This window comes from Streptomyces sp. NPDC028907 (genome assembly GCF_055564995.1).
On sequence record NZ_JBVHVE010000002.1, the window covers coordinates 232979 to 255575 of the forward strand.

Annotated in this window: 20 protein-coding genes and 1 pseudogene; 7 read left to right on the forward strand and 14 right to left on the reverse strand. The window is 70.6% G+C overall.

Features of this window, described 5'->3' with window-relative positions:
• Positions 1 to 4: 4 nt before the first annotated feature.
• The 3 genes from pfkB to ACZ4UU_RS05470 all read right to left on the reverse strand — a co-directional run bounded on the left by pfkB (position 5) and on the right by ACZ4UU_RS05470 (position 3405).
• Entirely contained in the window at positions 5 to 952 is a 948-nt protein-coding gene (gene pfkB / locus ACZ4UU_RS05460) for a 1-phosphofructokinase (RefSeq protein WP_468036662.1), read from the reverse strand.
• The gene (locus ACZ4UU_RS05465) at positions 949 to 1710 is read right to left on the reverse strand and encodes a DeoR/GlpR family DNA-binding transcription regulator (protein WP_468036664.1); all 762 of its coding nucleotides are present in this window, start codon (positions 1708 to 1710) and stop codon (positions 949 to 951) included. Before ACZ4UU_RS05465 ends, pfkB begins: the two co-directional genes overlap by 4 nt.
• Positions 1711 to 1881: 171 nt before the next feature.
• Positions 1882 to 3405, reverse strand: coding sequence for an MFS transporter (locus ACZ4UU_RS05470; RefSeq protein WP_468036666.1), 1524 nt, complete (start codon positions 3403 to 3405; stop codon positions 1882 to 1884).
• 62 nt (positions 3406 to 3467) lie between these two features.
• Between ACZ4UU_RS05470 and ACZ4UU_RS05475 the strand changes: the two genes are divergently transcribed.
• Entirely contained in the window at positions 3468 to 4436 is a 969-nt protein-coding gene (locus ACZ4UU_RS05475) for a helix-turn-helix transcriptional regulator (RefSeq protein WP_468037859.1), read from the forward strand.
• Positions 4437 to 4948: 512 nt separating this feature from the next.
• Here the strand turns inward: ACZ4UU_RS05475 and ACZ4UU_RS05480 are convergent.
• Both ACZ4UU_RS05480 and ACZ4UU_RS05485 read right to left on the reverse strand, forming a co-directional pair.
• The gene (locus ACZ4UU_RS05480) at positions 4949 to 5533 is read right to left on the reverse strand and encodes a TetR/AcrR family transcriptional regulator (RefSeq protein ID WP_468037861.1); all 585 of its coding nucleotides are present in this window, start codon (positions 5531 to 5533) and stop codon (positions 4949 to 4951) included.
• A 409-nt stretch (positions 5534 to 5942) separates the two neighbouring features.
• Entirely contained in the window at positions 5943 to 6941 is a 999-nt protein-coding gene (locus ACZ4UU_RS05485; protein ID WP_468036668.1) for a sigma-70 family RNA polymerase sigma factor, read from the reverse strand.
• Positions 6942 to 7111: 170 nt separating this feature from the next.
• Here ACZ4UU_RS05485 and ACZ4UU_RS05490 point away from each other — a divergent pair, with 170 nt between their 5' ends.
• Complete coding sequence (locus tag ACZ4UU_RS05490; RefSeq protein ID WP_468036670.1) at positions 7112 to 7642, forward strand: GNAT family N-acetyltransferase; 531 nt, start codon at positions 7112 to 7114, stop codon at positions 7640 to 7642.
• A gap of 13 nt (positions 7643 to 7655) precedes the next feature.
• On the opposite strand, the gene ACZ4UU_RS05495 is transcribed toward ACZ4UU_RS05490, so the two are convergent.
• Entirely contained in the window at positions 7656 to 8444 is a 789-nt protein-coding gene (locus tag ACZ4UU_RS05495) for a dioxygenase family protein (RefSeq protein WP_468036672.1), read from the reverse strand.
• 118 nt (positions 8445 to 8562) lie between these two features.
• Between ACZ4UU_RS05495 and ACZ4UU_RS05500 the strand changes: the two genes are divergently transcribed.
• Positions 8563 to 9066, forward strand: coding sequence for a MarR family winged helix-turn-helix transcriptional regulator (locus ACZ4UU_RS05500; protein WP_468036674.1), 504 nt, complete (start codon positions 8563 to 8565; stop codon positions 9064 to 9066).
• 112 nt (positions 9067 to 9178) lie between these two features.
• Here ACZ4UU_RS05500 and ACZ4UU_RS05505 read toward each other — a convergent pair whose 3' ends face one another.
• Together ACZ4UU_RS05505 and ACZ4UU_RS05510 are read right to left on the reverse strand one after the other, a co-directional pair.
• Entirely contained in the window at positions 9179 to 10720 is a 1542-nt protein-coding gene (locus ACZ4UU_RS05505; protein WP_468036676.1) for an MFS transporter, read from the reverse strand.
• A 242-nt stretch (positions 10721 to 10962) separates the two neighbouring features.
• A complete protein-coding gene (locus tag ACZ4UU_RS05510) occupies positions 10963 to 11607 on the reverse strand; it encodes a TetR/AcrR family transcriptional regulator (protein WP_468036678.1) in 645 nt (214 codons plus the stop codon).
• 257 nt (positions 11608 to 11864) lie between these two features.
• Here ACZ4UU_RS05510 and ACZ4UU_RS05515 point away from each other — a divergent pair, with 257 nt between their 5' ends.
• Both ACZ4UU_RS05515 and ACZ4UU_RS05520 read left to right on the forward strand, forming a co-directional pair.
• The gene (locus ACZ4UU_RS05515; RefSeq protein WP_468036680.1) at positions 11865 to 13145 is read left to right on the forward strand and encodes a M6 family metalloprotease domain-containing protein; all 1281 of its coding nucleotides are present in this window, start codon (positions 11865 to 11867) and stop codon (positions 13143 to 13145) included.
• A 230-nt stretch (positions 13146 to 13375) separates the two neighbouring features.
• Positions 13376 to 15064 (forward strand): IclR family transcriptional regulator domain-containing protein, encoded by a 1689-nt coding sequence (locus ACZ4UU_RS05520; protein WP_468036682.1) that lies wholly within the window; start codon positions 13376 to 13378, stop codon positions 15062 to 15064.
• 112 nt (positions 15065 to 15176) lie between these two features.
• On the opposite strand, the gene ACZ4UU_RS05525 is transcribed toward ACZ4UU_RS05520, so the two are convergent.
• Both ACZ4UU_RS05525 and ACZ4UU_RS05530 read right to left on the reverse strand, forming a co-directional pair.
• Positions 15177 to 15773 carry an NADPH-dependent FMN reductase gene (locus ACZ4UU_RS05525; protein WP_468036684.1) on the reverse strand — a complete coding sequence of 199 codons (597 nt, stop codon included), beginning with the start codon at positions 15771 to 15773 and terminating at the stop codon, positions 15177 to 15179.
• A gap of 56 nt (positions 15774 to 15829) precedes the next feature.
• Positions 15830 to 16828 carry a GlxA family transcriptional regulator gene (locus tag ACZ4UU_RS05530; RefSeq protein ID WP_468037863.1) on the reverse strand — a complete coding sequence of 333 codons (999 nt, stop codon included), beginning with the start codon at positions 16826 to 16828 and terminating at the stop codon, positions 15830 to 15832.
• A gap of 135 nt (positions 16829 to 16963) precedes the next feature.
• On the opposite strand from ACZ4UU_RS05530, the gene ACZ4UU_RS05535 reads away from it, so the two are divergent.
• Positions 16964 to 17545, forward strand: a complete 582-nt coding sequence (locus ACZ4UU_RS05535) for an isochorismatase family protein (RefSeq protein WP_468036686.1) — start codon at positions 16964 to 16966, stop codon at positions 17543 to 17545.
• Positions 17546 to 17636: 91 nt separating this feature from the next.
• Positions 17637 to 18122, forward strand: coding sequence for a nuclear transport factor 2 family protein (locus ACZ4UU_RS05540; RefSeq protein ID WP_468036688.1), 486 nt, complete (start codon positions 17637 to 17639; stop codon positions 18120 to 18122).
• Positions 18123 to 18335: 213 nt separating this feature from the next.
• On the opposite strand, the gene ACZ4UU_RS05545 is transcribed toward ACZ4UU_RS05540, so the two are convergent.
• The 4 genes and pseudogenes from ACZ4UU_RS05545 to ACZ4UU_RS05560 all read right to left on the reverse strand — a co-directional run bounded on the left by ACZ4UU_RS05545 (position 18336) and on the right by ACZ4UU_RS05560 (position 22418).
• Positions 18336 to 18524, reverse strand: coding sequence for a hypothetical protein (locus ACZ4UU_RS05545; RefSeq protein ID WP_468036690.1), 189 nt, complete (start codon positions 18522 to 18524; stop codon positions 18336 to 18338).
• Between the two features lie 73 nt (positions 18525 to 18597).
• A pseudogene (locus ACZ4UU_RS05550) lies at positions 18598 to 18771 on the reverse strand (ThiF family adenylyltransferase); the annotation flags it as partial.
• A gap of 147 nt (positions 18772 to 18918) precedes the next feature.
• The gene (locus ACZ4UU_RS05555; protein ID WP_468036692.1) at positions 18919 to 20481 is read right to left on the reverse strand and encodes a tannase/feruloyl esterase family alpha/beta hydrolase; all 1563 of its coding nucleotides are present in this window, start codon (positions 20479 to 20481) and stop codon (positions 18919 to 18921) included.
• 47 nt (positions 20482 to 20528) lie between these two features.
• A complete protein-coding gene (locus ACZ4UU_RS05560) occupies positions 20529 to 22418 on the reverse strand; it encodes an AMP-binding protein (RefSeq protein WP_468036694.1) in 1890 nt (629 codons plus the stop codon).
• Between the last annotated feature and the right edge of the window lie 179 nt (positions 22419 to 22597).

Sequence of the window (22597 nt, forward strand, 5' to 3'; positions counted from 1 at the left end):
TTCGTCATGACACCGGCTCCTTGAGGACACGGTCCACCGGCACCTCGGCCGTGACCGTCACCGCCGACGGGTCCAGATCGGAAGGCGAGGGCATCACGCTGCCGGGCAGCTGCACGGCGGCGGCGCCGTGCGCGACCGCCGAGGCGAGGGCCTGCGGTCCGTTGCCGCCCGCGATGAGGAAGCCGGCCAGGGAGGAGTCACCTGCGCCGACATTGCTGCGTACAACGTCCACGCGCGCGGTGGCGAACCAGGCGCCCGCGCCGTCCACGAGCAGCTGACCGTCCGCGCCCAGACTCGCCAGTACGGCGGCGGCGCCCATCTCACGCAGCTCCTCGGCGGCCTTCAGCGCGTCGCCGACGGTGGTCAGGGGGCGCCCGACCGCCGCCGCGAGTTCCTCGGCGTTCGGCTTCACCACATCGGGGCGGGCGCGCAGGGCTTCGAGGAGGGCGGGCCCGGAGGTGTCCAGGGCGATCCGCGCGCCCCCTGCGTGCGCCCGGGCGACCACATCGGCGTACCAGGACGGTGCGAGCCCGCGCGGCAGGCTGCCGCAGCAGGCGATCCAGGCGGCGTCGCGCGACTGCTCGCGCACCGTCTCCAGGAGCAGCTCCTGCTCGGCCGCCGACAGCTCGGGGCCGGGCGCGTTGATCTTCGTGAGCACGCCGTCCGACTCCGCGAGCGCGATGTTCGAGCGGGTCGCTCCGGCGACCGGAACGGGCGCGACCTCGATGCCCTGGGCGTCGAGCAGGTCGGCGACGAGCGCGCCGGGCGCGCCGCCCAAGGGCAGTACGGCGACCGTGCGCTGCCCGGCGGCCGTCACGGCACGGGAGACGTTCACGCCCTTGCCGCCCGGGTCCATGCGCTCGCCGGTGGCGCGGATGACCTCGCCGCGGTCGAGGGAGGGCACCTCGTAGGTGCGGTCCAGGGACGGGTTCGGGGTGACGGTGAGGATCATGCGCGCACTACTTCCGTGCCGCCGCGCTCGATCGCGGTGGCGTCTTCGGGGCTCAGCCCGCTGTCGGTGATCAGCAGGTCCACGTCGCTCAGGTCACCGAAGCGGGCGAAGTGCTCCTGGCCGTGCTTGGAGGAGTCGGCGAGCAGCACCACCCGGCGGGCGGCGGACACGGCCGCGCGCTTGACCGCCGCCTCGGCGAGGTCGGGGGTGGTCAGACCGTGCTCGGCGGAGAAGCCGTTGGCCGCGACGAACAGGACGTCGGCGCGGATCTCGCCGTACGCGCGCAGCGCCCAGGCGTCCACGGCGGCACGCGTACGGTGCCGTACGCGGCCTCCGACCAGGTGGAGCTGGACGCTGGGGTGGTCCGCGAGGCGGGCCGCGATGGGCAGGCTGTGCGTGACGACCGTGAGGGACGCCTCCAGCGGCAGGGCGGCGGCGAGGCGGGCCACCGTCGTACCGGCGTCGAGGATCACCGTGCCCTGGGTGGGCAGCTCCGCGAGGGCCGCCTTCGCGACGCGGTCCTTCTCGTCGGCCGCCGTCGACTCGCGCTCGGCGAGGTCCGGCTCGAAGTCCAGGCGCCCGGCCGGGATCGCGCCACCGTGCACACGGCGTACGAGTCCGGCGCGGTCGAGGGCCTTCAGGTCCCGGCGGATCGTCTCCGCCGTCACCTGGAACTCCTCGGCCAGCGACAGGACGTCCACTCGGCCGCCGTCACGAGCCAGCCGGAGGATCTCCTGCTGCCGCTCCGGTGCGTACATGTCCGTTCGCCTCCGAACTGTGCCCGAACTTGTGGTTTCGCTGGGAGGCTACGCCCGGATTTCCGGAAAGTAAACAGGTTCGGGCCTAATCGGGCATGACCAGGCTCTCAGCAGGGAGAAACGGAAACAACAAGGGGCCCGGCACCGAGGTGCCGGGCCCCTCCCCCGCTCTCAGCCCACCAACGCGGGCTCCTTCTCCGTCGCCGGCGACGGATCATCGGCCGCTCCCTCGACGTGCTGGGCCGGTCGCTTCGGCAGCGCGGACATCAACAGGAAGATGACGCCCATCACCGCGGCGACCCACCAGAGCGCGTGCTGGAACCCGTCCGCGAAGGCCAGGCCGGCCGCCGTGCGCTCCCCGGCCTCGGCCAGGGAGTCGTCGACGACGCCGAAGAAGACCACCGAGACCAGGCCGAGGCCCAGCGCGTTGCCCATCTGTTGCACCGTGTTGATCAGGCCCGACGCCGAACCGGCGTGCTCGCGCGGCACCTCCGAGAGGATCGCGTCCGTCAGCGGCGCCACGATCAGGCCCATGCCGACGCCCATCACGACCAGGGGCAGCGCCATCTGCCAGGGCGCGATGGACAGGCCGTAGCGGTTGGCCTCCCAGATGTAGATCAGGACGCCGATCGCCATCACCAGGGCGCCCGCCTGGAGCACCTTGCGGCCGAAGCGCGGGACCAGCTTCTGGACCGAGATGCCGGCCGCCGTGGAGACCGCGATCGAGAACGGGATGCCGGTCAGGCCCGCCTTCAACGGGCTCCAGCCCAGGCCGAACTGCATGTACAGCGTCCAGACCAGGAAGAAGATGCCGAGCGCCACGCCGAAGACGGTCTGGACGGCGATGCCGGCCGCGAAGCTCTTCACCCTGAACAGGGAGAACTCGATCAGCGGGGAGCCGTCACGGGTCGCCTTCCTCTTCTCGTACGTCACCAGCGCCGCGAGGACCACGAGCGCGCCCGCCATCACCACGTACCCCCACGTCGGCCAGCCCAGCTCGCGGCCACGGGTCAGCGGGTAGAGCAGCATCAGCAGGCCGAGCGTGACCAGGGCGACGCCGACGAGGTCCAGCTTCAGGGCCTTCGGCGCCTTGGACTCGGTGATGAAACGGCTGCCGAGGATCAGGCCCGCGATGCCGACCGGGAGGTTGATCAGGAAGATCGGGCGCCATTCGAGGCCGAAGAGGTTCCACTCCGTGAGCAGGGCGCCGAGCAGCGGGCCGGTGACCGCGCCGAGGCCGACGACCGCGCCGAACAGGCCGAAGACCTTGCCGCGTTCGTGTGCCGGGAAGGTGGCGTGCACGATCGACAGGACCTGCGGCACCATCAGCGCCGCCATCGCGCCCTGGAGGATGCGGGAGGCGACCAGCATCTCCGGGTTCGCGGCGAAGCCGCACAGGGCGGAGGCGAGGGTGAAGCCGCCGATGCCGATCAGAAACAGTCGCTTGCGGCCGTGTATGTCGCCGAGACGGCCACCCGTGATCAGACCGGCGGCGAACGCGAGGGCGTAGCCGGCGGTGATCCACTGGATCTGGCCGAACGTCGCGCCCGCCTCGCGCTGGATCGACGGGATGGCGATGTTGACGATCGTGACGTCGACCAGGTCCATGAAGGCCGCGGTCATCACGATGGCCAGGGCGAACCAGCGGCGGCGGTCGCCTGTCACGAGTGGGGAAGCTGTCTCGGTTGAGGTCATGTCCTGAAGCTATTCCGCCAGTAGGTCAGATCGTGTCCTACTTCTACGGCATCCTCGAACTCATGACGACAGATACTCCGGCACGGCTGCTGACACTCCTCTCGCTTCTTCAGACGCCACGCGAATGGCCCGGTGGCGAGCTCGCCGATCGGCTCGGGGTGTCCCGGCGCACGGTTCGGCGGGACATCGACCGGCTGCGGGAACTGGGGTATCCCGTGCAGGCGACGAAGGGTTCCGACGGTGGGTACCGGCTTGTCGCGGGCAAGGCGATGCCGCCGCTCGTGCTGGACGACGAGGAGGCCGTGGCCATCGCGGTCGGGCTGCGGGCGGGCGCGGGGCACGCCGTCGAGGGCGTCGACGAGGCGTCGGTCCGGGCGCTGGCCAAACTGGAGCAGGTGCTGCCGTCGCGGCTACGGCACCGGGTGAGCACGCTTCAGGCCGCGACCACGCCGTTGACCAGTGGGGACGGGGCGAGTATCGCGCCCGAGACACTGACCGTCATGGCGTCGTGTGTGGCGGGGCGGGAGCGGTTGCGGTTCGCGTACCGGGCGAAGGACGGGGTCGGGTCGCGGCGGGTGACCGAGCCGCATCGGCTGGTGTCCACGGGGCAGCGGTGGTACCTCGTGGCGTACGACCTCGATCGGGGGGACTGGCGTACGTTCCGGGTCGACCGGGTGAGTGAGCCGTTCGCCACCGGGGTGCGGTTCGCCGAGCGGGAGTTGCCGACGGGGAGTGCGGCGGAGTATCTGCGGCAGTCGATTCGGCCTCGGCAGGAGACGTACGAGGTGGTCGTGACGTTCGCTGCGGGGGTGGAGGTTGTGGGGGCTCGGTTGCCTCGGTGGTTGGGGGTGCCGGAGGCGGCGGGTGAAGGCGGGAGTGGGTGCCGGGTGCGGGCGGTGGTCAGTGAGCCAGTGGAGTGGCTGGCTGTGCGGTTGGCGATGGTGGGGTGTGAGTTCTCGGTGGAGGGGCCGGGGGAACTGGTGCGGTGTGTGCGGGAGTTGGGTGGGCGGTTGAGTCGGGCTGCGGGGTGATGCCTGCGGGTGCCTCCGGCGGTTGGGCGGGGGTGCCTGCGGCTGCCCGTTGCGGTGGGTGGGGGTCGGGATGCCTGCGGCTGCCCGTTGCGGTGGGTGGGGGCCGGGATGCCTGCGGCGGCACGTTGCGGTGGGTGGGGGTCGGATGCCTGCGGCGGCACGTTGCGGTGGGTGGGGGTCGGATGCCTGCGGCGGCCCGCGGGTGTCTGGTGGGGTTCGCGTAGCGCGGTTCGGTGAGTGGGTGGGTCGGGGCCGCGCCGGGGGGTGTCCGTCCTCGGTCGGGCGGCTCGGTTCTCGGAGAAGTGCCCGGCGCTGACGCCCGCCGCTGCGGGCGGACACCCCCCGACACGGCCCCTTCACGCCGTGGGCGGCTGCCGGTACGTCTCGGGACACCCCGACACGGCCCCTTCACGCCACGGGCGGCTGCCGGTGCGTCTCGGTGCGGGCCACTGCAACGCTCCAGGGGCGCGGGGAACTGCGCGACCAGCCACAACGGACCCGCAGCCGACGTACTACGCGTGCCCGCCGATGTCCTTCCACGGGAAGTTCCTCAGCGCCGCCAAGTTGGCCTGGGCCAGGGCTGCCGGGCCCTGGGGGCCCTGGGCGGGGGCGTCGCCGGACGCCCAGGTTTCTACGGCTACTCGGATCGCCGCGGCTGCCACGGCTGCCGCGAAGTGCAGGGCGGCAACGTTGTCTTGGCCCGTTCTGGCCGCCAAGGCCTCCGCCAGGGTTCGTTCGGAGTCGTGGCAGGCCTCGGACCAGACCTTTCGCAGGGCCGGGTCGGAGATGGCCAGCCGGACCAGGGTGCGGACCCATTGCCAGGAGGACTCCGAGATACCGGCGCCCGGGGTGAGGGTGTGGTGGAGGGCGTGTTCCAGGGCCTGGGGGACGGGGAGGTCGGCGGGGGCGTCGCGGACCGCCTCGGTCCAGCGGGTGGCGCCGGCCGTGTAGAGGGGGGCCACCGCCTCTTCCTTGGTGGCGAAGTAGCGGTAGAAGGTGCGCGGGGCGATGCCGGCGGCCTGCGCGATGTCCTCGGCTCGGGTGGCTCGCAGGCCGTGCTTCACGAAGAGGGCGGCCGCGGCTCGGGCGACCTCCATGCGGGTGGCCGCCTTGCGTCGCTCCGTGAGGGAGGGGGAGGTGCTCACGCTCGGCAGGCTATGCCCATGTGGCACAATCTGCCATTCGGGGTGGGCCACCCCGTGGTTCAGGTACGGGGTGGCCTGCCCTTCCAGCGTTCGAGGCGAAGTGGAGCCGGGCCCGGCACCCAGGGGGGATGGGCGCCGAAGCCCGGCTCGGGGAGAGTCCCGGCGCCGGGGGGAGTGCGTCGGGACTCGGTCTGTGGAGGCGGTGCGGGTTCGGGGCCCCGGGGGTCCAGGGCCCGAACTCCCTTGCCCTAAGGGCTTGTTCCCGGCGGTCTGGCGGTTGAAGCGGCGTTACATCGCCATGTTTGCGCGGTCTTTCGCCACCCGGCGTACGCGACCGTCGGTGGTCGCACGCCCCCAGGGCCTAGGCCGCCGCGTCGAAGCCGGTGCTGCGGGCCAGCTTCTTCAGCTCCAGCAGGGCGTGCTTCTCGATCTGGCGGATGCGCTCGCGGGTGAGGCCGTGCTCCTTGCCGACCTCGGTCAGCGTGCGCTCGCGGCCGTCTTCGATGCCGTAGCGCATCTTGATGATGGATGCCGTGCGCTGGTCCAGGCGGCCGATCAGGTCGTCCAGTTCCTCGCTGCGCAGGAGGGTGAGGACGGACTGCTCGGGGGAGACCGCGGAGGTGTCCTCCAGGAGGTCGCCGAACTGGGTCTCGCCCTCGTCGTCCACCGGCATGTTGAGGGAGACCGGGTCTCGCGCCCAGTCCAGGACGTCGGTGACACGGTCCGGGTTCGAACCGAGCTCGGCGGCGATCTCCGCCGGCTCGGGGTCACGGCCGTGCTCGCGGTTGAACTCGCGCTGGACCCGGCGGATACGGCCGAGCTCCTCCACCAGGTGGACGGGGAGGCGGATCGTGCGGGACTGGTCGGCTATCGAGCGGGTGATGGCCTGGCGGATCCACCAGGTCGCGTACGTCGAGAACTTGAAGCCCTTGCGGTAGTCGAACTTCTCCACCGCGCGCACCAGACCGGCGTTGCCCTCCTGGATCAGGTCGAGGAGGGGCAGGCCGCTGCGCGGGTAGCGGCGGGCCACCGCGACGACCAGACGGAGGTTGGAGCGGATGAAGATGTCCTTGGCCCGCTCGCCGTCGGCGACCAGGGCCTCCAGCTCCTCGCGGGTGGCGTCCGCCTTGGCCTCCTCGTATCCGTCGAGGACCTGCCTTGCGAACACACCCGCCTCGATGATCTGCGACAGCTCGACCTCTTTGGCTGCGTCGAGAAGCGGCGTGCGCGCGATCTCGTCGAGGTACATGCCGACCAGGTCGCGGTCCGCGATCTCGCCGCCATGGGCGCGAACACTGCTTGCCGCGTCGACGGCCTCGCCGGTGGCGGACTGACGACGGGCGACGGCACGGGTTGCCATGCGTGCTCCCTTGCGAAGTGGGGCGGGCGGGTGGTTCGTGAACGGTTGGGACTCTTCTCGAGTGCCCGCCGTTCGATGGAAACAACGACTGGAATCAGGACAGAATTCCCAACCCGCCCCCCTATTTTTCTGATCTTGCAGTACCCTGTCCGGCCACATGAGGAGGCACGATGCCGTCGGGACGTACAGAGGTGCAGGTCAGACCGGGAGTCAAGGGTGACCTCGAAGCCCTCACCGACATCTACAACCACTATGTACGTGAGACGCCCATCACGTTCGATACTGCTGTCTTCACGCCGGAAGAGCGCCGCCCTTGGCTGCTCTCCCACCCTGAAGACGGCCCGCACCGGTTGATGGTTGCCGCGCAGGACGGTCCCGGACACAACTCACAGCGGATTCTGGGCTACGCCACATCCAGTGCCTTCCGGCAGAAGCCCGCCTACGAGACCTCCGTGGAGGTCACCGTCTACCTCGCGCCGGACGCCGGGCGCCGGGGCATCGGCACCCTTCTCTACAAGGCCCTGTTCGAGGCCCTGGCGGAGGAGGACGTGCATCGCGCCTACGCGGGGATCGCCCAGCCGAACGAGGCGTCCGCGCGCCTGCACGAGCGGTTCGGCTTCCGGCACGTCGGGACGTACCGGGAGGTGGGCCGCAAGTTCGGCCGGTACTGGGACGTCGCCTGGTACGAGAAGGAACTCTGAGGGGCCGCAGGGCTCAGCCGAACTGCACCGAGCGTTTCGCCAGGCCCATCCAGAAGCCGTCGATCACCGACTTCTGCGGGGTCTCCAGTTCGCCCGCCGCGTCCGCCGCGCCCATCGTCACGAACAGCGGAGCGAAGTGCTCGGTGCGCGGGTGGGCGTAGCGGCCGGCCGGGGCCTTGTGGAGGAAGTCCAGGAGTGAGTCCCAGTCACGGGTCTCCAGGGCCCGGCGGCCCCAGTCGTCGAACTCCACGGACCAGGCTGGGATGCCGCCCTGGCGCAGCGCCGCCAGGTTGTGGGTGAAGAAGCCGGAGCCGACGACCAGCACGCCCTCGTCACGCAGCGGCGCGAGCTTGCGGCCGATTTCCATGAGCTTCACCGGGTCGAGGGTCGGCATGGATATCTGGAGGACAGGGATGTCCGCGGCGGGGTACATCTCGACGAGCGGAACGTAGGCGCCGTGGTCGAGGCCGCGGTCCGGGATGTCCTGGACGGGCATGCCGGGGGCGCGCAGCAGCTTCCGTACGGACTCGGCGAGTGCGGGAGCGCCGGGGGCCGTATACGTCACCTGGTAGTAGTGCTCGGGAAATCCCCAGAAGTCGTAGACGAGAGGAACGGTCTCGGTGGCACCGATGGCGAGCGGAGCCTCCTCCCAGTGGGCGGAGACCATGAGGATCGCCTTCGGGCGGGGCAGCTGGGCGGACCACGCGGCGAGCTCACCGGGCCAGATCGGGTCGTCCGCGAGCGGCGGTGCGCCGTGGCTGAGGTAGAGGGCAGGCATGCGCTCCTGCGTTGCGGCGGACATGGCGGCGACTCCCTCCGAGGGCTTGAAGCTCATTTGCTTCAAATCTAAAGCTTCCCTGTGGAAGACCGTACGCGTAGGTATTTAAAAATTCAAGGAGAGCTCTCGTACAGTGGAGTACATGAATACGGCATCGACCTCGGAGCCGCGCTGGCTCACCGACGAGCAGCAGCGCGTATGGCGCTCCTACATCGACGCGACCACGCTCCTCGAGGACCACCTGGACCGCCAGCTCCAGCGGGACGCCGGCATGCCGCACGTCTACTACGGCCTTCTGGTCAAGCTCGCCGAGTCGCCGCGCCGCCGGCTGCGGATGACCGAGCTGGCGATGTACGCCAAGATCACCCGCTCCCGTCTCTCGCACGCCGTCGCCCGGCTGGAGAAGAACGGCTGGGTGCGGCGCGAGGACTGCCCCGACGACAAGCGGGGCCAGTTCGCGGTGCTGACGGACGCGGGCCATGACGTGCTGCGGCAGACGGCACCCGGTCATGTGGAGGCCGTACAGCAGGCGGTGTTCGACCGGCTCAGCCCCGAACAGCAGAAGGCCCTCGGCGAGATCATGCGGATCGTCGCCGAGGGCCTGCAGCCGAGCGAAGCAGGTGCGGACCTGCCCTGGCTCCGCTGAACCGCTCATTCAGGGAGCCGGGGCAGGTCCTGTGGCCGTACGTACGGAGCGTCCCCATCCCCGTACGTAGGCCAGGTCCCGAGGGGTACGGCCGGGACCGTCGTCGTCGGCGTCAGTGCGCGACGACCGGCACCGGCAGCTCCTGCGCCGCGCCCTCCTCGGAGGACGCCACCGTCGTACCGCCCGGGCGGCCGGCGTTGACGAAGGTCAGGGCGATGGCCGCGGCCACGACCAGGATGCCGACGGCGAACCAGATGGCGCTGGTGTAGCCCTGCACCATGCCCTCCAGCTGGACCAGCTGCTGCTGGGTCCGGCTGCTCGCGCCGCCGATGTGGTCGGCGATGTAGGACGTGGTGGCCGAGGCGGCGATCGTGTTCAGCAGCGCGGTACCGATCGCGCCGCCCACCTGCTGCGAGGTGTTGACCATCGCGGAGGCGACACCGGAGTCCTGCGGCTTGACGCCCAGCGTGGCCAGGGACATGGCCGGCATGAACGCCGTACCCATGCCGAGGCCGAGCAGCAGCATCGCGGGCAGCAGCAGCGCGGCGTACGACGAGCCGATCTCCAGCTGGGTCAGCAGCAGCATGCCGAGCGCGGCGACCAGGAAGCCGGGGCCCATCAGCAGCCGCGGCGCGACCCGGGTCATCAGCCGGGTGCCGATCTGGGTGGAGCCCGTGATCATGCCCGCGATCATCGGCAGGAAGGCGAAGCCGGTCTTCACCGGCGAGTAGCCCTTCACGATCTGCAGGTAGTAGGTCAGGAACAGGAACAGGCCGAACATCGCGATGATCGCGAGGCCGAGGGACAGGTAGACACCGCCGCGGTTGCGCTCGGTGATCACGCGCAGCGGCAGCAGCGGGGCCTTGACCTTGGACTCGACGACGACGAAGGCCAGCAGCAGCACGCCGGAGGCGACGAACAAGCCGACCGTCATCGAGTCGCCCCAGCCCTCGGACTCGGCACGGGTGAACCCGTAGACCAGCGAGACCAGACCGAGGGTGGACAGGATCACGCCGGGGATGTCGAGCGAGGAGCGGTTGCGGCCGCCCTCCGGCTCACGGATGACGTACCAGGCACCGGCCGCGGCGATGATGGCGAACGGGATGTTCACGAAGAACGTCCAGCGCCAGTCCAGGTACTCGGTGAGGAAACCGCCGAGGATCAGACCGACGGCACCGCCACCACCGGCGATGGCGCCGTAGATGCCGAACGCCTTGGCGCGCTCCTTGGCGTCGGTGAACATCACCGCGAGCAGGGAGAGCGCGGCGGGTGCGAGCAGCGCGCCGAAGGCGCCCTGGAGGGCTCGGGCGCCGAACATCATCGCCTCGTTGGTGGCCGCGCCGCCCAGCGCGGAGGCCGCGGCGAAGCCGCCGAGACCGATGACGAAGGCCCGCTTGCGGCCCCACAGGTCGGCGATACGGCCGCCGAACAGCAGCAGACCACCGAAGGCCAGGGCGTAGGCCGTGACGACCCACTGCTTGTTGCCCTCGGATATCCCCAGGTCCTGCTGGGCGGAGGGCAGAGCGATGTTCACGATGGTCGCGTCGAGGACGACCATGAGCTGGGCCAGCGCGATGAAGACGAGCGCTTTCCAGCGGTTGGAATCGGCGGCACCGAGGGTGCTGCCTGGAGCCTTTGCGGCCGTTTCGGACATGGGGGTACCCACTTCGGGACTTCGTGATGGAAAAAGGGCGTCTAGAGGAAGGAAAGGTGACTCAAGGGGGACGGCTCGTCGGCTGTGACGGCCGGTGAGAATCGCCGCGGTGACGACCACTGGTGGTGGTGACTGCGGTGACGACCACTGGTGATGATGACTACGGTGACGACCAATGGTGATGATGACCGCGGTGACAACCGCTGCGGATGATGACCGCTGCGGCGCTCTGAACTGATCGGTCAGGCCTGGCGCAGGTCCTCCATGGTCAGCGCCGTGCCCGGCAGGACCGAACGGGCCGGGGCCCGCAGTCCGTCCAGGAACAGCTGGAGATGACGGTGGACATAGCGGTCGGCGATGCCGCACCCGGTTCCCGCCGGGGGCCGGCTGAGCTGGGCCGCGGCGATCATGACGTCGCCGACGTCCACGTCGGAGCGGAGCTGGCCGGCCGCCTTGGCGCGGTCCATGATCGCCCCGACGAGGCTCTCGCACCGCTCGCGCGACGCCTCCAGGTCCGGGTGGTGCTTGTCGAACGTGCTCTGGACCATCGGGCACAGCGCGCTGATCCGCTCGTCGGCCGCGGTGTGCACGAAGCGCTCCAGGGCCTCGAAGGCATCCCCGGTCTCAGCGAGCGCGAGCTCGGCCGCCGCCACCGTACGGTCCATGACGGAGCAGACGACCTCGCGGACCAGCGCGTCGCGGTCGGGGAAGTTGCGGTACACCGTGGCGTTGCCCACGCCGGCCCGGCGGGCGATCTCGTCGAGCGGCACGTCCGGGCCGAACTCGACGAACATCTCCCGGGCGGCGGTGACGATCCGCTCCCGGTTGCGCAGGGCGTCGGCGCGCGGCCGGGGCGCCTTGCGCGCTACGGGGGTCACGGTCTGCACGGCGTACTCCTGATGCTGCTGGGTGGCGATCCGGGGAAGGTGTCCCCGTTTCGCTCGGACACCTGGCTAAACGGGGAGAGGGTCCCCGGTTATTTCCCGCCCCTCGAAAGAATCCATGTGACCTGAGTCACAAGCAACTGGCCGAAGAACCCACGTTCGGTCTCTTCCAGCGCGCGCCCGCGCAGCCCTCGACACAGGGTGATCGAGAGGGTGCAGCGCGCAGTCCGGCGGGCTGCCATGGACTGAAGGGCCCATGCATGCAGCCGAGCCGTCGGATACGCCCCCGCCGTGTGGCCGCCCTCGCCTCCGTGACCGTCCTGACCCTGGCGGTCAGCACCTCGGCAGGCACCGGACACCTCACGGCGGGTACCTCGACGGCGGCCGGGGCGAGCCCGATGCCCCCGGGCCACTCCTCCGCGCTCGGCCCCTGTCTGATCAGCGGCCGGCCCACCGTCCAGATGTCGGAGGGCATGCCGACCACCCGCGGCTACGCCCGCTCCACCGGCACCGTCCGCGCCCTCACCCTGATGGTCGACTTCTCCGACGCGCCCGGCCCGGGCAAGGCCCTCGACCGTTTCGCGGAGTTCTTCCCGCAGACCCAGAACTGGTTCCGCACCAGCTCCTACGGCCGCCTCGACTACCGCCCGCAGACCCCGATCCCCCGCTGGCTCCGGATGCCCAAGTCGTTCCGGGCGTACGGCATAGAGCGCGGCGCGCCCTTCGATCCCGGGTACCGGAAGCTGGTCGAGGACATCGTGGTCGCGGCCGATCCCATGGTGAACTTCCGCTCGTACGACTTCCTGAACGTCCTGGTGACCCCGAACGCCGGTCCCTCGGCCCTGGACACGGTCCTGTCGGTGACGTTCGCGGGCAACGCGGAGGCACCGGTGGCCGACGGCGTCTCGGTGACCAACGCGTCCTTCGTCTACTCCCGCCAGGACGACGGCTCCGGCACCTACCACCGCACCGGCTACCGGGTCCTCCCCCACGAGAACGGCCATGTGTTCGGCCTGCCCGACCTCTACACCGCCGAGGGCGGGGGCGCGGTCGGCCACTGGGACATCATGAGCGAGGACTGGGGTGCCAACAACGACCTGCTCGGCTGGCACAAGTGGAAGCTGGGCTGGCTGGACGCGGCCCAGGTCCGGTGCGCGGCCACGCCCGGCACGGCCGAGTACGCCCTGACGCCGCTGGCCCGCGAGGGCGGCCCGAAGCTGGTGTTCATACCGCTGGACCGCCGTACCGGCTACGCCGTCGAACTGCGCACCCGCGAGGGCAACGACGAGGCCGTGTGCCGCCCCGGCATCCTGATCTACAAGGTCGACGCCGACGTCGACACCGGGATGGGCCCGGTGAAGGTCCTCGACTCCCACGAGGACAGCGGCGGCTGCACACGCAGCCCGAACGTCCACGCCGAACTCTCGGACGCGACGTTCGTGCCGGGGGAGGAATTCCGGGACGAGAAGCGGGGGGTGCGGGTGGAGGTGGTGGGGGCGGAACTGGACGGGGGGTACCGGGTGCGGGTGACGCGGGGGTAAGGCCATTTCCAGCCCCCCCTCATTCAGCCCCTCCGGCGTCTGGCTCTTTCAGCCCCTCCGGCGTCTGGCTCTTTCAGCCCCTCCGGCGTTTGAGGAGCGGGGGTCCAGGGGGCGGAGCCCCCTGGCGGGGTCGAAGGGGCGGAGCCCCTTCAGGGATGGGACGGGTAGGGGCGGCGGGGGCGAGAACCGCCTACGGTTGGCCCTGCCGCGAACGCCGTACCGGAGAACCGATGCCCGCGAAGACACCCCTGGACGACCGCGCCGTACCCACCGAGGCGGTCACGCCGCTGATCCGCGGCGTCGCGGTGCTGCGGCAGCTGACAGAGGCCGGCGGCACCCTGAGCGCGAGCGGCCTTGAGCGGGCCACCGGACTCGCCCGCTCCACGGTGGACCGGATCGCCGCCACACTCGCACGCATGGGCTACGTCCGCCTCGACGGCCGCGACGTGGTGCTGGCACCCCCAGTCATGGAACTGGGCAACGCCTACCTGGCCTCCCTCGGCCTGCCCGCCCTCCTCTCCGCCCACGCGGACGCGCTCGCCGACGAACTGGACGAGTCGGTGTCCCTGGCGGTCGGCGACCGCGACGGCATCCGCTTCATCCACCAGGCCACCCGCCGCCGCGCGATGTCCCTCAGCTTCCGCATCGGCGACCTGCTCCCGGCCGAACGCACCGCACCGGGCCCGCTGTTCGCCACGGAGTGGACGGACGCGCGCTGGCGCGCCTGGCGCGAACGCCGGGCGGCGGACCCGGAGGACCGGGGCTTTTCTGCCGTACCGCCCCGGGAGCACCTGTCCTCCGACGAGGACTTCGCACGCCGTGCGGCGCGGGCTCGGGAGGACGGCTGGGCACTGGACGACCAGCTGATCGAGCCGGGCCTGGTGGCGGTGTCCGTACCGGTACGTGATCCGCGTGACCCACGTGACCCGCATACGGGCGGCGGCCGGATCGCGTGCGTGGCGAACGTGGTCAGCCACACGAGCCGGCACACCGCCGCCGACCTGCGCGACACGCTCCTCCCCCGGCTGCGCACCGCGGTCGCGGAGATGGAACGCGAGCTGCGCGAGGCGCCGGATCCTCGGCCCGGCACCGCTCCGGCGGGCCTTGCCGTCTGGACGGGGGCCTCCAAGCAGGAACTCGGCAGGGAGTTCGTCGAGTCGCTGGCCCGCGGGCTGACCGTACTGACCGCCTTCGGCGAGGGCCGGGCCGAGCTGACTCTCACGGACGTGGCCCGCGCCACCGGGCTGGCCCGGGCCACCGCACGCCGGGCGCTCATCACCTGCGAACATCTCGGCCTGGTACGCCAGTCGGGGAACCGGGGCTTCACGCTGACCCCGCGCGTCCTGTCCCTCGGCTACCCGCCCCTGTCCCGCACCTCGCTGGCCCAGATCGCGACCCCGCACCTGGCCGAACTGGCCGACCGCGTCCACGAGTCGGCGTCCCTCGCGGTGCTGACGCCGTCGGGCGAGGAGGTCCAGTACACCGCCCGCGCCGCCACCGGCCGCGTGATGAGCGTCAACGTCACCGTCGGCACCCGGCTGCCCGCATACGCGACATCCCTGGGCCGGGTCCTGCTGGCCGACCTCCCGCCCGGAGAACGGCCGTTGGGCGCCCTGTCTCCCCTGACACCGCGTACGACCACCGACCCCGCGACACTGCGGGCCACCCTGGAGGACGTCCGGACGCTGGGATACGCCCTGGTCGACGAGGAGCTGGAGGCGGGACTGCGGTCGGTGGCGGTACCGGTGCGGGACCGTACGGGGCGGGCCGTCGCCGCGGTGAACGTGGCGATGCACGCCGCTCGGCGGTCGGTGGAGGAGTGCGTGCGGGACGTGCTGCCGGTGCTGGTGGAGACGGCGGGCCGGGTGGAGGGGGATCTGCGGGTGGCGGGGCGGTTCGCGCGGGTGGCGATGGTCTGAGGCCGTGCCACCTGTGAGGTCTGTGAGGCCTGTGAGGCCTGTGAGGCCTGTGAGGCCTGTGAGGCCTGTGAGGCCTGTGAGGCCTGTGAGGCTGATATTCAGGGCCTACTGCTCAGCCGTCGTACGGCCTTGCGGCGCGGCCCTCGCGCAGGGTCAGCCCCCACCAGGCGAGCTGGTCCAGCAGCACGGCGGCGGCCTTGCCGGTACTGTCCTGGTCGTGCGGACGGCCCTCGTCGTCGAACCGCTCCCAGGCCATGTGGAAGGAGACGGTGTCGCGCAGGGTGACGGCGTGCAGCTCGGCGAAGACCTGCCGCAACTGCTCCACCGCCCGCTGCCCGCCGGCCATCCCTCCGTACGACACGAACCCGACCGGCTTGGCCCGCCACTCCCGGTAGACGTAGTCGATGGCCAGCTTCAGGGCGGCCGGGTAGCCGTGGTTGTACTCGGGCGTGACGACGACGAACCCGTCGAGGCCTTCGATGCGTTGGGCGAGGGTCGGCGCGTCGCCGGGGGCGTCGGAGCGCTCCAGGGTGAGCTTGAGTTCGTCGGCGAGGGCGGGTTCGGACAGATCGATGACATGGGTCTCCATGTCGTCCCGCCGGCCGATCTCCGACACGAACCACCGGGCCACCTTGTCGGCGAAGCGGCCGGGGCGGACGCTGCCGATGAGGACACCGATCTTGAGCGGGGCCTGGGAGGTCTGGGACATGGAAGTGCCTCGATTCCGTGAGGGGAGGTCGGTAGAGGCAACGTAAAATCTCAAGTTCACTTGAGGTCAATGCGGAACCTGGCCCGGTACTCGCTCGGCGTAGTGTCGAGACGGCGGCGGAACGCCCGGATGAGGGTGTCGACGGTGCCGAACCCGCAACGGGAGGCGATGCGTTCCAGCGTGTCGTCGGTGGTCTCCAGCAGGTTGGCGGCCCGCTCGACCCGGGCCGACTCGACGTAGGCGTGCGGTGTCGTACCGAGTTCGGTCTTGAAGATCCGGGTGAGCTGACGGTCACCGACGTGCATGTACGCGGCCAGGTCCGGGACGGTGAGGCGTCGGTCGAGGTTGTTCAGGATGTGTTGCCGCAGCTCCTCGACGCGCCGGGTGGTGGAGACCTGCTCCAACGGCACGCTGAACTGCGACTGCCCGCTGGGCCTCTTCAGATACATCACGAGCCGCCGGGCCACGCTCAATGCGACGCTCTCGCCGAAGTCCTCCGCGACGAGCGCGAGGGACAGGTCGAGGCAGGCGCTGATGCCCGCGCCGGTCCAGACCTCACCGTGCTCCCCCTGCTGACGGATGAAGATCGGATCCGGGTCGACCAGCACCGCGGGATGGTCCGCGGCAAGCCGTTGCGCGGTCGACCAGTGTGTCGTGGCCCGCTTGCCGTCGAGGAGCCCCGCGGCGGCGAGGATGTGCGCACCCACGCACACCGAGGCCACTCGCCGGGTACGTCCGGCCAGCGCCTTCACCCGGGCCACCGTGCCGGGCTCGGCGACGGGGTGGATGCGCTGCTCGCTGTCGACCTCGACCGAGCCGGGCACCAGCAGGGTGTCGATCACCCGGGCGCCGATCTCGTCGAAGGTGACGTCGGGCAGAATCCGCACCCCGGCCGCCGTGGTCACCGGCTCCATCGTCTCGGCGGCCAGTACGACCTCGTAGCCGCCCCGTTCGGCGGCTTCCCTGGGGACGAGCGAGAACACCTCCGGCGGGCCGGTGACGTCGAGGAGATCGACGCCTTCGAACAGCACGATCACGATCAACCGCTTCACGATGCACCCAGCCCGTCCGGGGTCGGTTTCTGCAACCAGTACGTCATTGCGGGCGCTTCGGTCCGGGCCGTAGCGTCGCACACGGGTTCAACGGGCTGTTGAACACCCCTCACCTCACCACCCACTTGGGAGAAGACTGTGCCGAGCAAGACGTTGCGCGAACTCGCCGGTGCCGACAACAGCACGCCGGCCGCCCTCACGACCTCGACCCTCATCCTCGTCGACTACCAGAACACCTACACCCGCGGGGCGATGGAACTCGACGGCTGGCAGCCCGCCTTGGACGCCGCGTCGGACCTGCTGTCCCGGGCCCGCGCGGCGGGCGCCGCGATCATCCACGTCCAGCACGACGACGGCGAGGATTCCCTCTACGACATCCGCCAGGACATCGGCCGGATCCACCCCAGCGTGGCACCCATCGAGGGCGAGCCCGTGGTCGTCAAGCAGGCCCCGGACTCCTTCCACGGGACCGACCTCGGCAAGCTCGTCGACGAAGCCGGGAACGAGACCGTGATCATCGCCGGGTTCATGACCCACATGTGCGTCGCGTACACCTCCGCGTCGGCCGCCCTGCGCGGCAACAGGCCCACGGTCCCGGCGGACACGTGCGCCACGAGGTCGATCGTCGACGTCAGCGCCGACGAGTTGCATCGCAGCGCGTTGGCGGCGATCGCGGATGCGTACGGGGTCGTGGTCGCCTCGGGGAGGGAGTTGGTCTGACGGGACGAGACGCGGGCGGGCGGGCGTGACTCACCGTGAAAGGGACGGACACCCTTGACCTCAAGCGTGCTTGAGGAAGGAGTCTTCCTGTATGGACACCGAAGAGACGCAGCGACAGCGACAGTTGCAAGCCCTGATCGACCGCGCCGAGATCACCGACCTGCTGGACCGCTACCTGCGTTCCCTGGACGACGGCGTCCTCGACGAGGAGTGGGCCGGCGCGTTCCACACCGAGGACGTCACGGCGGAGATGCCCATCGGCACCGTCCACGGCCGCGATGCCCTGCTGGCCCGCGTCCGCCAGGGAATGGCCCTGTTCGACCGCACCGTGCACCTCGGCACCAACACCGTCATCGAGATCGACGGCACCCGAGCCACGGCCCGCGGCGCCCAGCTCAGCACCCACGTCCTGGCCGACGGCTCCGCCGACGTCTTCATCTCCGCCGGCCACACCGACACCGAACTGGTCAGAACAGCCGACGGCTGGCGCATCTCCGCCACATCCCTCCGCGTGGCCTGGACCCAGGGCACCCCTCCGAGCCTCCCGACCGGACTGGACCCGGCCCGTACGGCCTAGTTCCGGGCGAGGCAAGCGGCCACCGACCGACTCGCCGTCCGCTGCCGTGAGACGGCACCCACCCGGCACACAGCCGCCCTGACCTGCACAAACGAGAACCTGCCCACGACCGATCGCGCATCCGCCAGGTAGGCGCCGGATCTCCGTGAGATCCGCATGTTCCCCGCCTTCGTACGCCTTCGTGGGGCTTGTAGAAAACTCCGTCGCCGCAGGTCAGCGGGGAGCCAGGAGATCGCTCCGGAACGCACAGCCGTCGATTCGGAAACGCTGAGCGTATCGCTGCAGGCGTCCGCCCCGGGCGTCGACCGAGATGCCGCCGTCCACGATGGGGATGAGGTGGGCGTAGGCGAGGAGGTTGAGTACGGAGCGGGGCCAGGGCCGGTCGACGCAGGAGAAGAGCACCGTCGCGGACGGTGGCGTGCAGGAGCCGGTCGAGGTTGACTTCCTCGACGGTGTCGAAGTCGAACAGGCTCAGGTTCTGGATGCCGGTGCGGGCCAGGGCTTCGACGACGAGCATGCCGGCCGAGCCGCACCCGACGACGCCGACATGCAGACGCGCCAGGTCGTCCTGGATCGCCTGGCCCCAGGCGGAGACGGTGCGCAGCTGCCGATCTGTGGCCGGGGCGCGGGGTGGAGACGGTCGTTGCAGGTGACCGTCAGACGGTCACCGACCACACGGACGTTCTCCGCTTCGGTGGGGGCATAGCGGCGGGGAGCCCGTTGCTGCCAGATGCGGGCGCCGAAACCGGCATCCCTGCCCGCGAAGTTCAGACTGCCGGCCGAGACGCTCAGCGCGTCACTGGCGGCCGCTGCAGCGGAAGTTGGCGGCGTCGTTCGTGCTGCCGTGCCCGTCGTAGCGGGCGACGGCCGGCCACAGGCACAGCGGTCGGCTCATGGGCCCGTTCGCGGCGCGCAGTGTGGTGGGGGCCTTGCCGTGTTCGACCCACTTCACCAGGGCCGCCAGCGGGTCGGCCGGGGCGGCGCCGGAGCCGCCCCTGCAGTGGCCCACGCCGGGGGCCGTGAAGAGACGGGCGAACTTCTCGGTCTTCGCCCGGCCGCCCATCGCGGCGGTGACCTGCTCGTAGTAGCTGGTCGTTCCCTGAGGCGGGATCAGCTGGTCGGCCAGACCGTGCCAGAGGAGCAGTTTGCCGCCGGCGGCATGGAAGGCGCTCAGGTCGGGGTCGTCCGTGCCGACGACGGGGCCCCACTCCTGACGGGAGCGGTCGAAGTAGTGGGTGAAGTTGGCCATGGTCAGGCGGTGCCAGTCGAAGGACGCGTCCTTCGCCAGCCAGTAGGTGAACCAGCCCGACGCGAGGGGCGTCGGGACTCCGTCGCCGTTCGCGGTGGCAGCGAGTCTGGCGAACGAGGCGCCGGGCAGGATTCCGTACCACAGGCGGCGACCGTCCGGGCGTCGCGGCCCGTCCCAGATCTTCCCCACCACCGCCGCGTCTTGGGCCGTGATCGTGCCGCAGGGGGTCACGGTGCCGACCAGCGAGGTGGGGTTGAAACGGCAGGCCCGGGGGTCCGTGATGACGCCGTCGGTCACGCCGTCCCGGGTGTCGCACGCGGCGGTGACCGCCCGGTTGAACGCATCGAACTTGCACGAGGGCACGAAGTCGTCGAGCTCGTGCATCACGACCTGGGGCCACATCGCCGCGGGGAGGAACCGGTCCGCCTGGATCGCCGGCGCGCCGGCCAGGATGCCGTCGTAGTCGCGGGGCTGGACCTGCGCTTCCTGGAGACCTTCCCTGCCACCGTTGGAACAGCCGTTCCAGTACGAGTAGTTGGGTGACGCGCCGTAGAACGCCTGGGTGACGGCCTTGCCCTTGACGGTGGTCTCGTGCAGCGCGCGCGAGATGAAGTCGTTGATCAGGGACCGGTTCATGCCGGTCGGGGACCAGGCCCACGAGGCGTCGCTGGAGTCGGCCGTATGACCGGAGTCGGAACCCGCGGCGGCGTAACCGGTCTTCGCCGCGCTCTCCGTGTCCGGGACGGAGCCGTTGAAGCCACCGCCTCCCACCCCTTGGAAGCGCCCGTTCCAGGTGGCGACGGGCAGTGACACGCGCATGTGGATGTCCTGGGGAACCAGCAGTTCGACGTTGCAGATCACCGGAGTGGTGGTGGTCTGCGAGGCGCTGGTGACCGTCGTGCCGTCCGGGAAACTCAGAGCCGTGAGGCTCTCGCAGGACCGGACCGGCTGGCCGGGTCTTGTGTTTGCGGCTGCGCTCGCCCCGTGGACCGGCATGGCGCAGAGCCCTGCCGCGAGGATCAGGGACCCGGAGATCGCGAGCCGGCGTCGGACGGGGCCTCGCGGGGATGGCGCATGCTCGGCGCTGCCGCCTGAAGGCTTCCACTTCATGCCCGCTCACCTCCCTCTTTCTTTCTTGGCTGGGTGGATGGGGCCGGTCAGCGGTCGGCCGGCTCGTGGATGTCGGAGGGGATCGGGTCGGCGTACAGTGCGGCGATGTCCGCGTCGTACTTCTCGGCGACCTTCTGCCGCTTGAGCTTCAAGGTGGCGGTGAGTTCATCGCTCGTCGCGTCCCAGTACGCGGGGACCACCCGGAAGCGCTTGACCTGCTCCACACGTGCCAGCCGGCTGTTGCCCTCGGCCACCGCGGCTCGCAAGGCGTCGATCAGCAGGGGGTTGCGGGCCAGGGAGCGCGGGTCCGGCCGCAGCCCGTGCCCGGCGGCGAAGGCCGCCGCGGCCTCGGCGTCCAGGACGAGCAGCGCGGTGAGGTAGGGGCGGCTGTCGCCGATGGCCACAGCGGTGCCGATCAGGGGACCGGCGGTGGTGAGGGCCGTCTCGACCGTGACGGGCGAGATGTTCTTGCCCCCTTCGTTGATGATCAGGTCCTTCTTGCGGTCGACGATGGTCAGGTAGTCGTCCGCGTCGGACACGATGACGTCGCCGGTGTGGAACCAGCCGTCTCGGTCGAAGGCTTCGCGGGTCCGGTCGGGGTCGTTGCGGTACCCCTTCGTCACCGACGGCCCCCGCACCAGGAGTTCGCCGTCGGCGGCCCGGCGTGCTTCCAGGCCGGGCAGCAGTGTGCCGATGCTGCCGAACCGTGCCCGCGCGGGCGGGCTGACGGCACCGAAGCAGCTCAGCTCGGACATGCCCCAGCCCTCGCAGATGGGGACGCCGAGCGCCGCGAAGAATTCCAGGGTCGCAGGCGGCGTGGGTGCCGCGCCGGTCACCGCCCACCGCACCTGGTCCAGCCCCAGACGGGACCGCAGGGCGGACAGGACGCCGGCGTCCGCCTCTGCGTACGCGGCGGCGAGCTCGTCGTCGACCGGCTTGCCCGCCTGCAGCAGGCGTGTACGCCTGAGGCCGGTCTCCAGCGCCTCCCCGACGGCCTCCCGACGGTGCGCGTCCGGCTCACTCGCGATACCGAGCTCCACGGCCTGCTTGATCTTGTTCCAGACCCTGGGGACGGCGCACCAGATCGTCGGCCGGCAGTCCGGCAGCGCCTTGCCGATCTCCTTGATGTCGGGCACCACCGTGACCTGCACCCCGAAGATCGCCTGTGCGTACAGGCAGGTGAAGCGGTCGACGACATGGGCGGAAGGGAGGTAGGAGGTGGTCCGGTCGCCGAAGCGGAAGTCCAGGACCTGTGCCACCCCCGCGGCCTGGGCGAGCAGGTTGGCGTGCGTGATCTCCACGCCCTTCGAAGGGCCGGTCGTGCCCGAGGTGTAGATCAGGGTGAGCACGTCGTCCGGCTGGACGGCGCGCCAGGCCGCGTCGAAGTCGAACGAGGTGTTCGCCCGGCCCTGAGCGCGGAGGGTTTCCAGGCTGAGGGTGCCTTCCGCCGGCTTCGCTTCGTCGCCGTACGTCAGGGTTTCGTCGTCGGCGGTCCTGGTTTCCTCGCCTGCCGCCGGGACCTCGTCCCCGTCCACCAGGATGAGGTGCTCGACGGCCACGCCGGATTCCCGGACGACGGAAAGGTACTGGGTCTCGCACACCATCACCCTGCTTCCGGAATTGCGCAGGACATGGGCGAGTTGAGCCGCGGGCAGCGTGTTGTAGACGGAGAACGGGATGGCGCCCAGATGCTGGGCCGCGAGGTCGACGGGGAAGAACTCGACCCGGTTGGTCATCATCAGCGCGACGGTGTCACCACGCCTGACCCCGAGCCCGGCCAGGCCGGCCGCCAGGAGGCGCACGTCCTCGGCGAGGGCCCGCCAGGTCACGGTGCGCGTCGCGCCCACGGTACGCAGGGCCACCGTGTCGGGCGCGACGGCTGCCGTGCGCTGGAAGGCATCGCACAGCGTGGCGGGTACGGAGGTGGGGTCGGTCATCTGGATCAGTTCCCGTCGATCGGCTCGTACCGGAACTCACGCTCGACAGGCCCGACGCGCACACATACGGCTACGGCGGCGCCGGCAAAGCCACGGCGTGAGCGCGCGGGTTCGACGACGGCAACGCTAGGCATCCGTGGCGCGCAGGGCATCGGGTATGACGCCCAACAAAGCGAGCG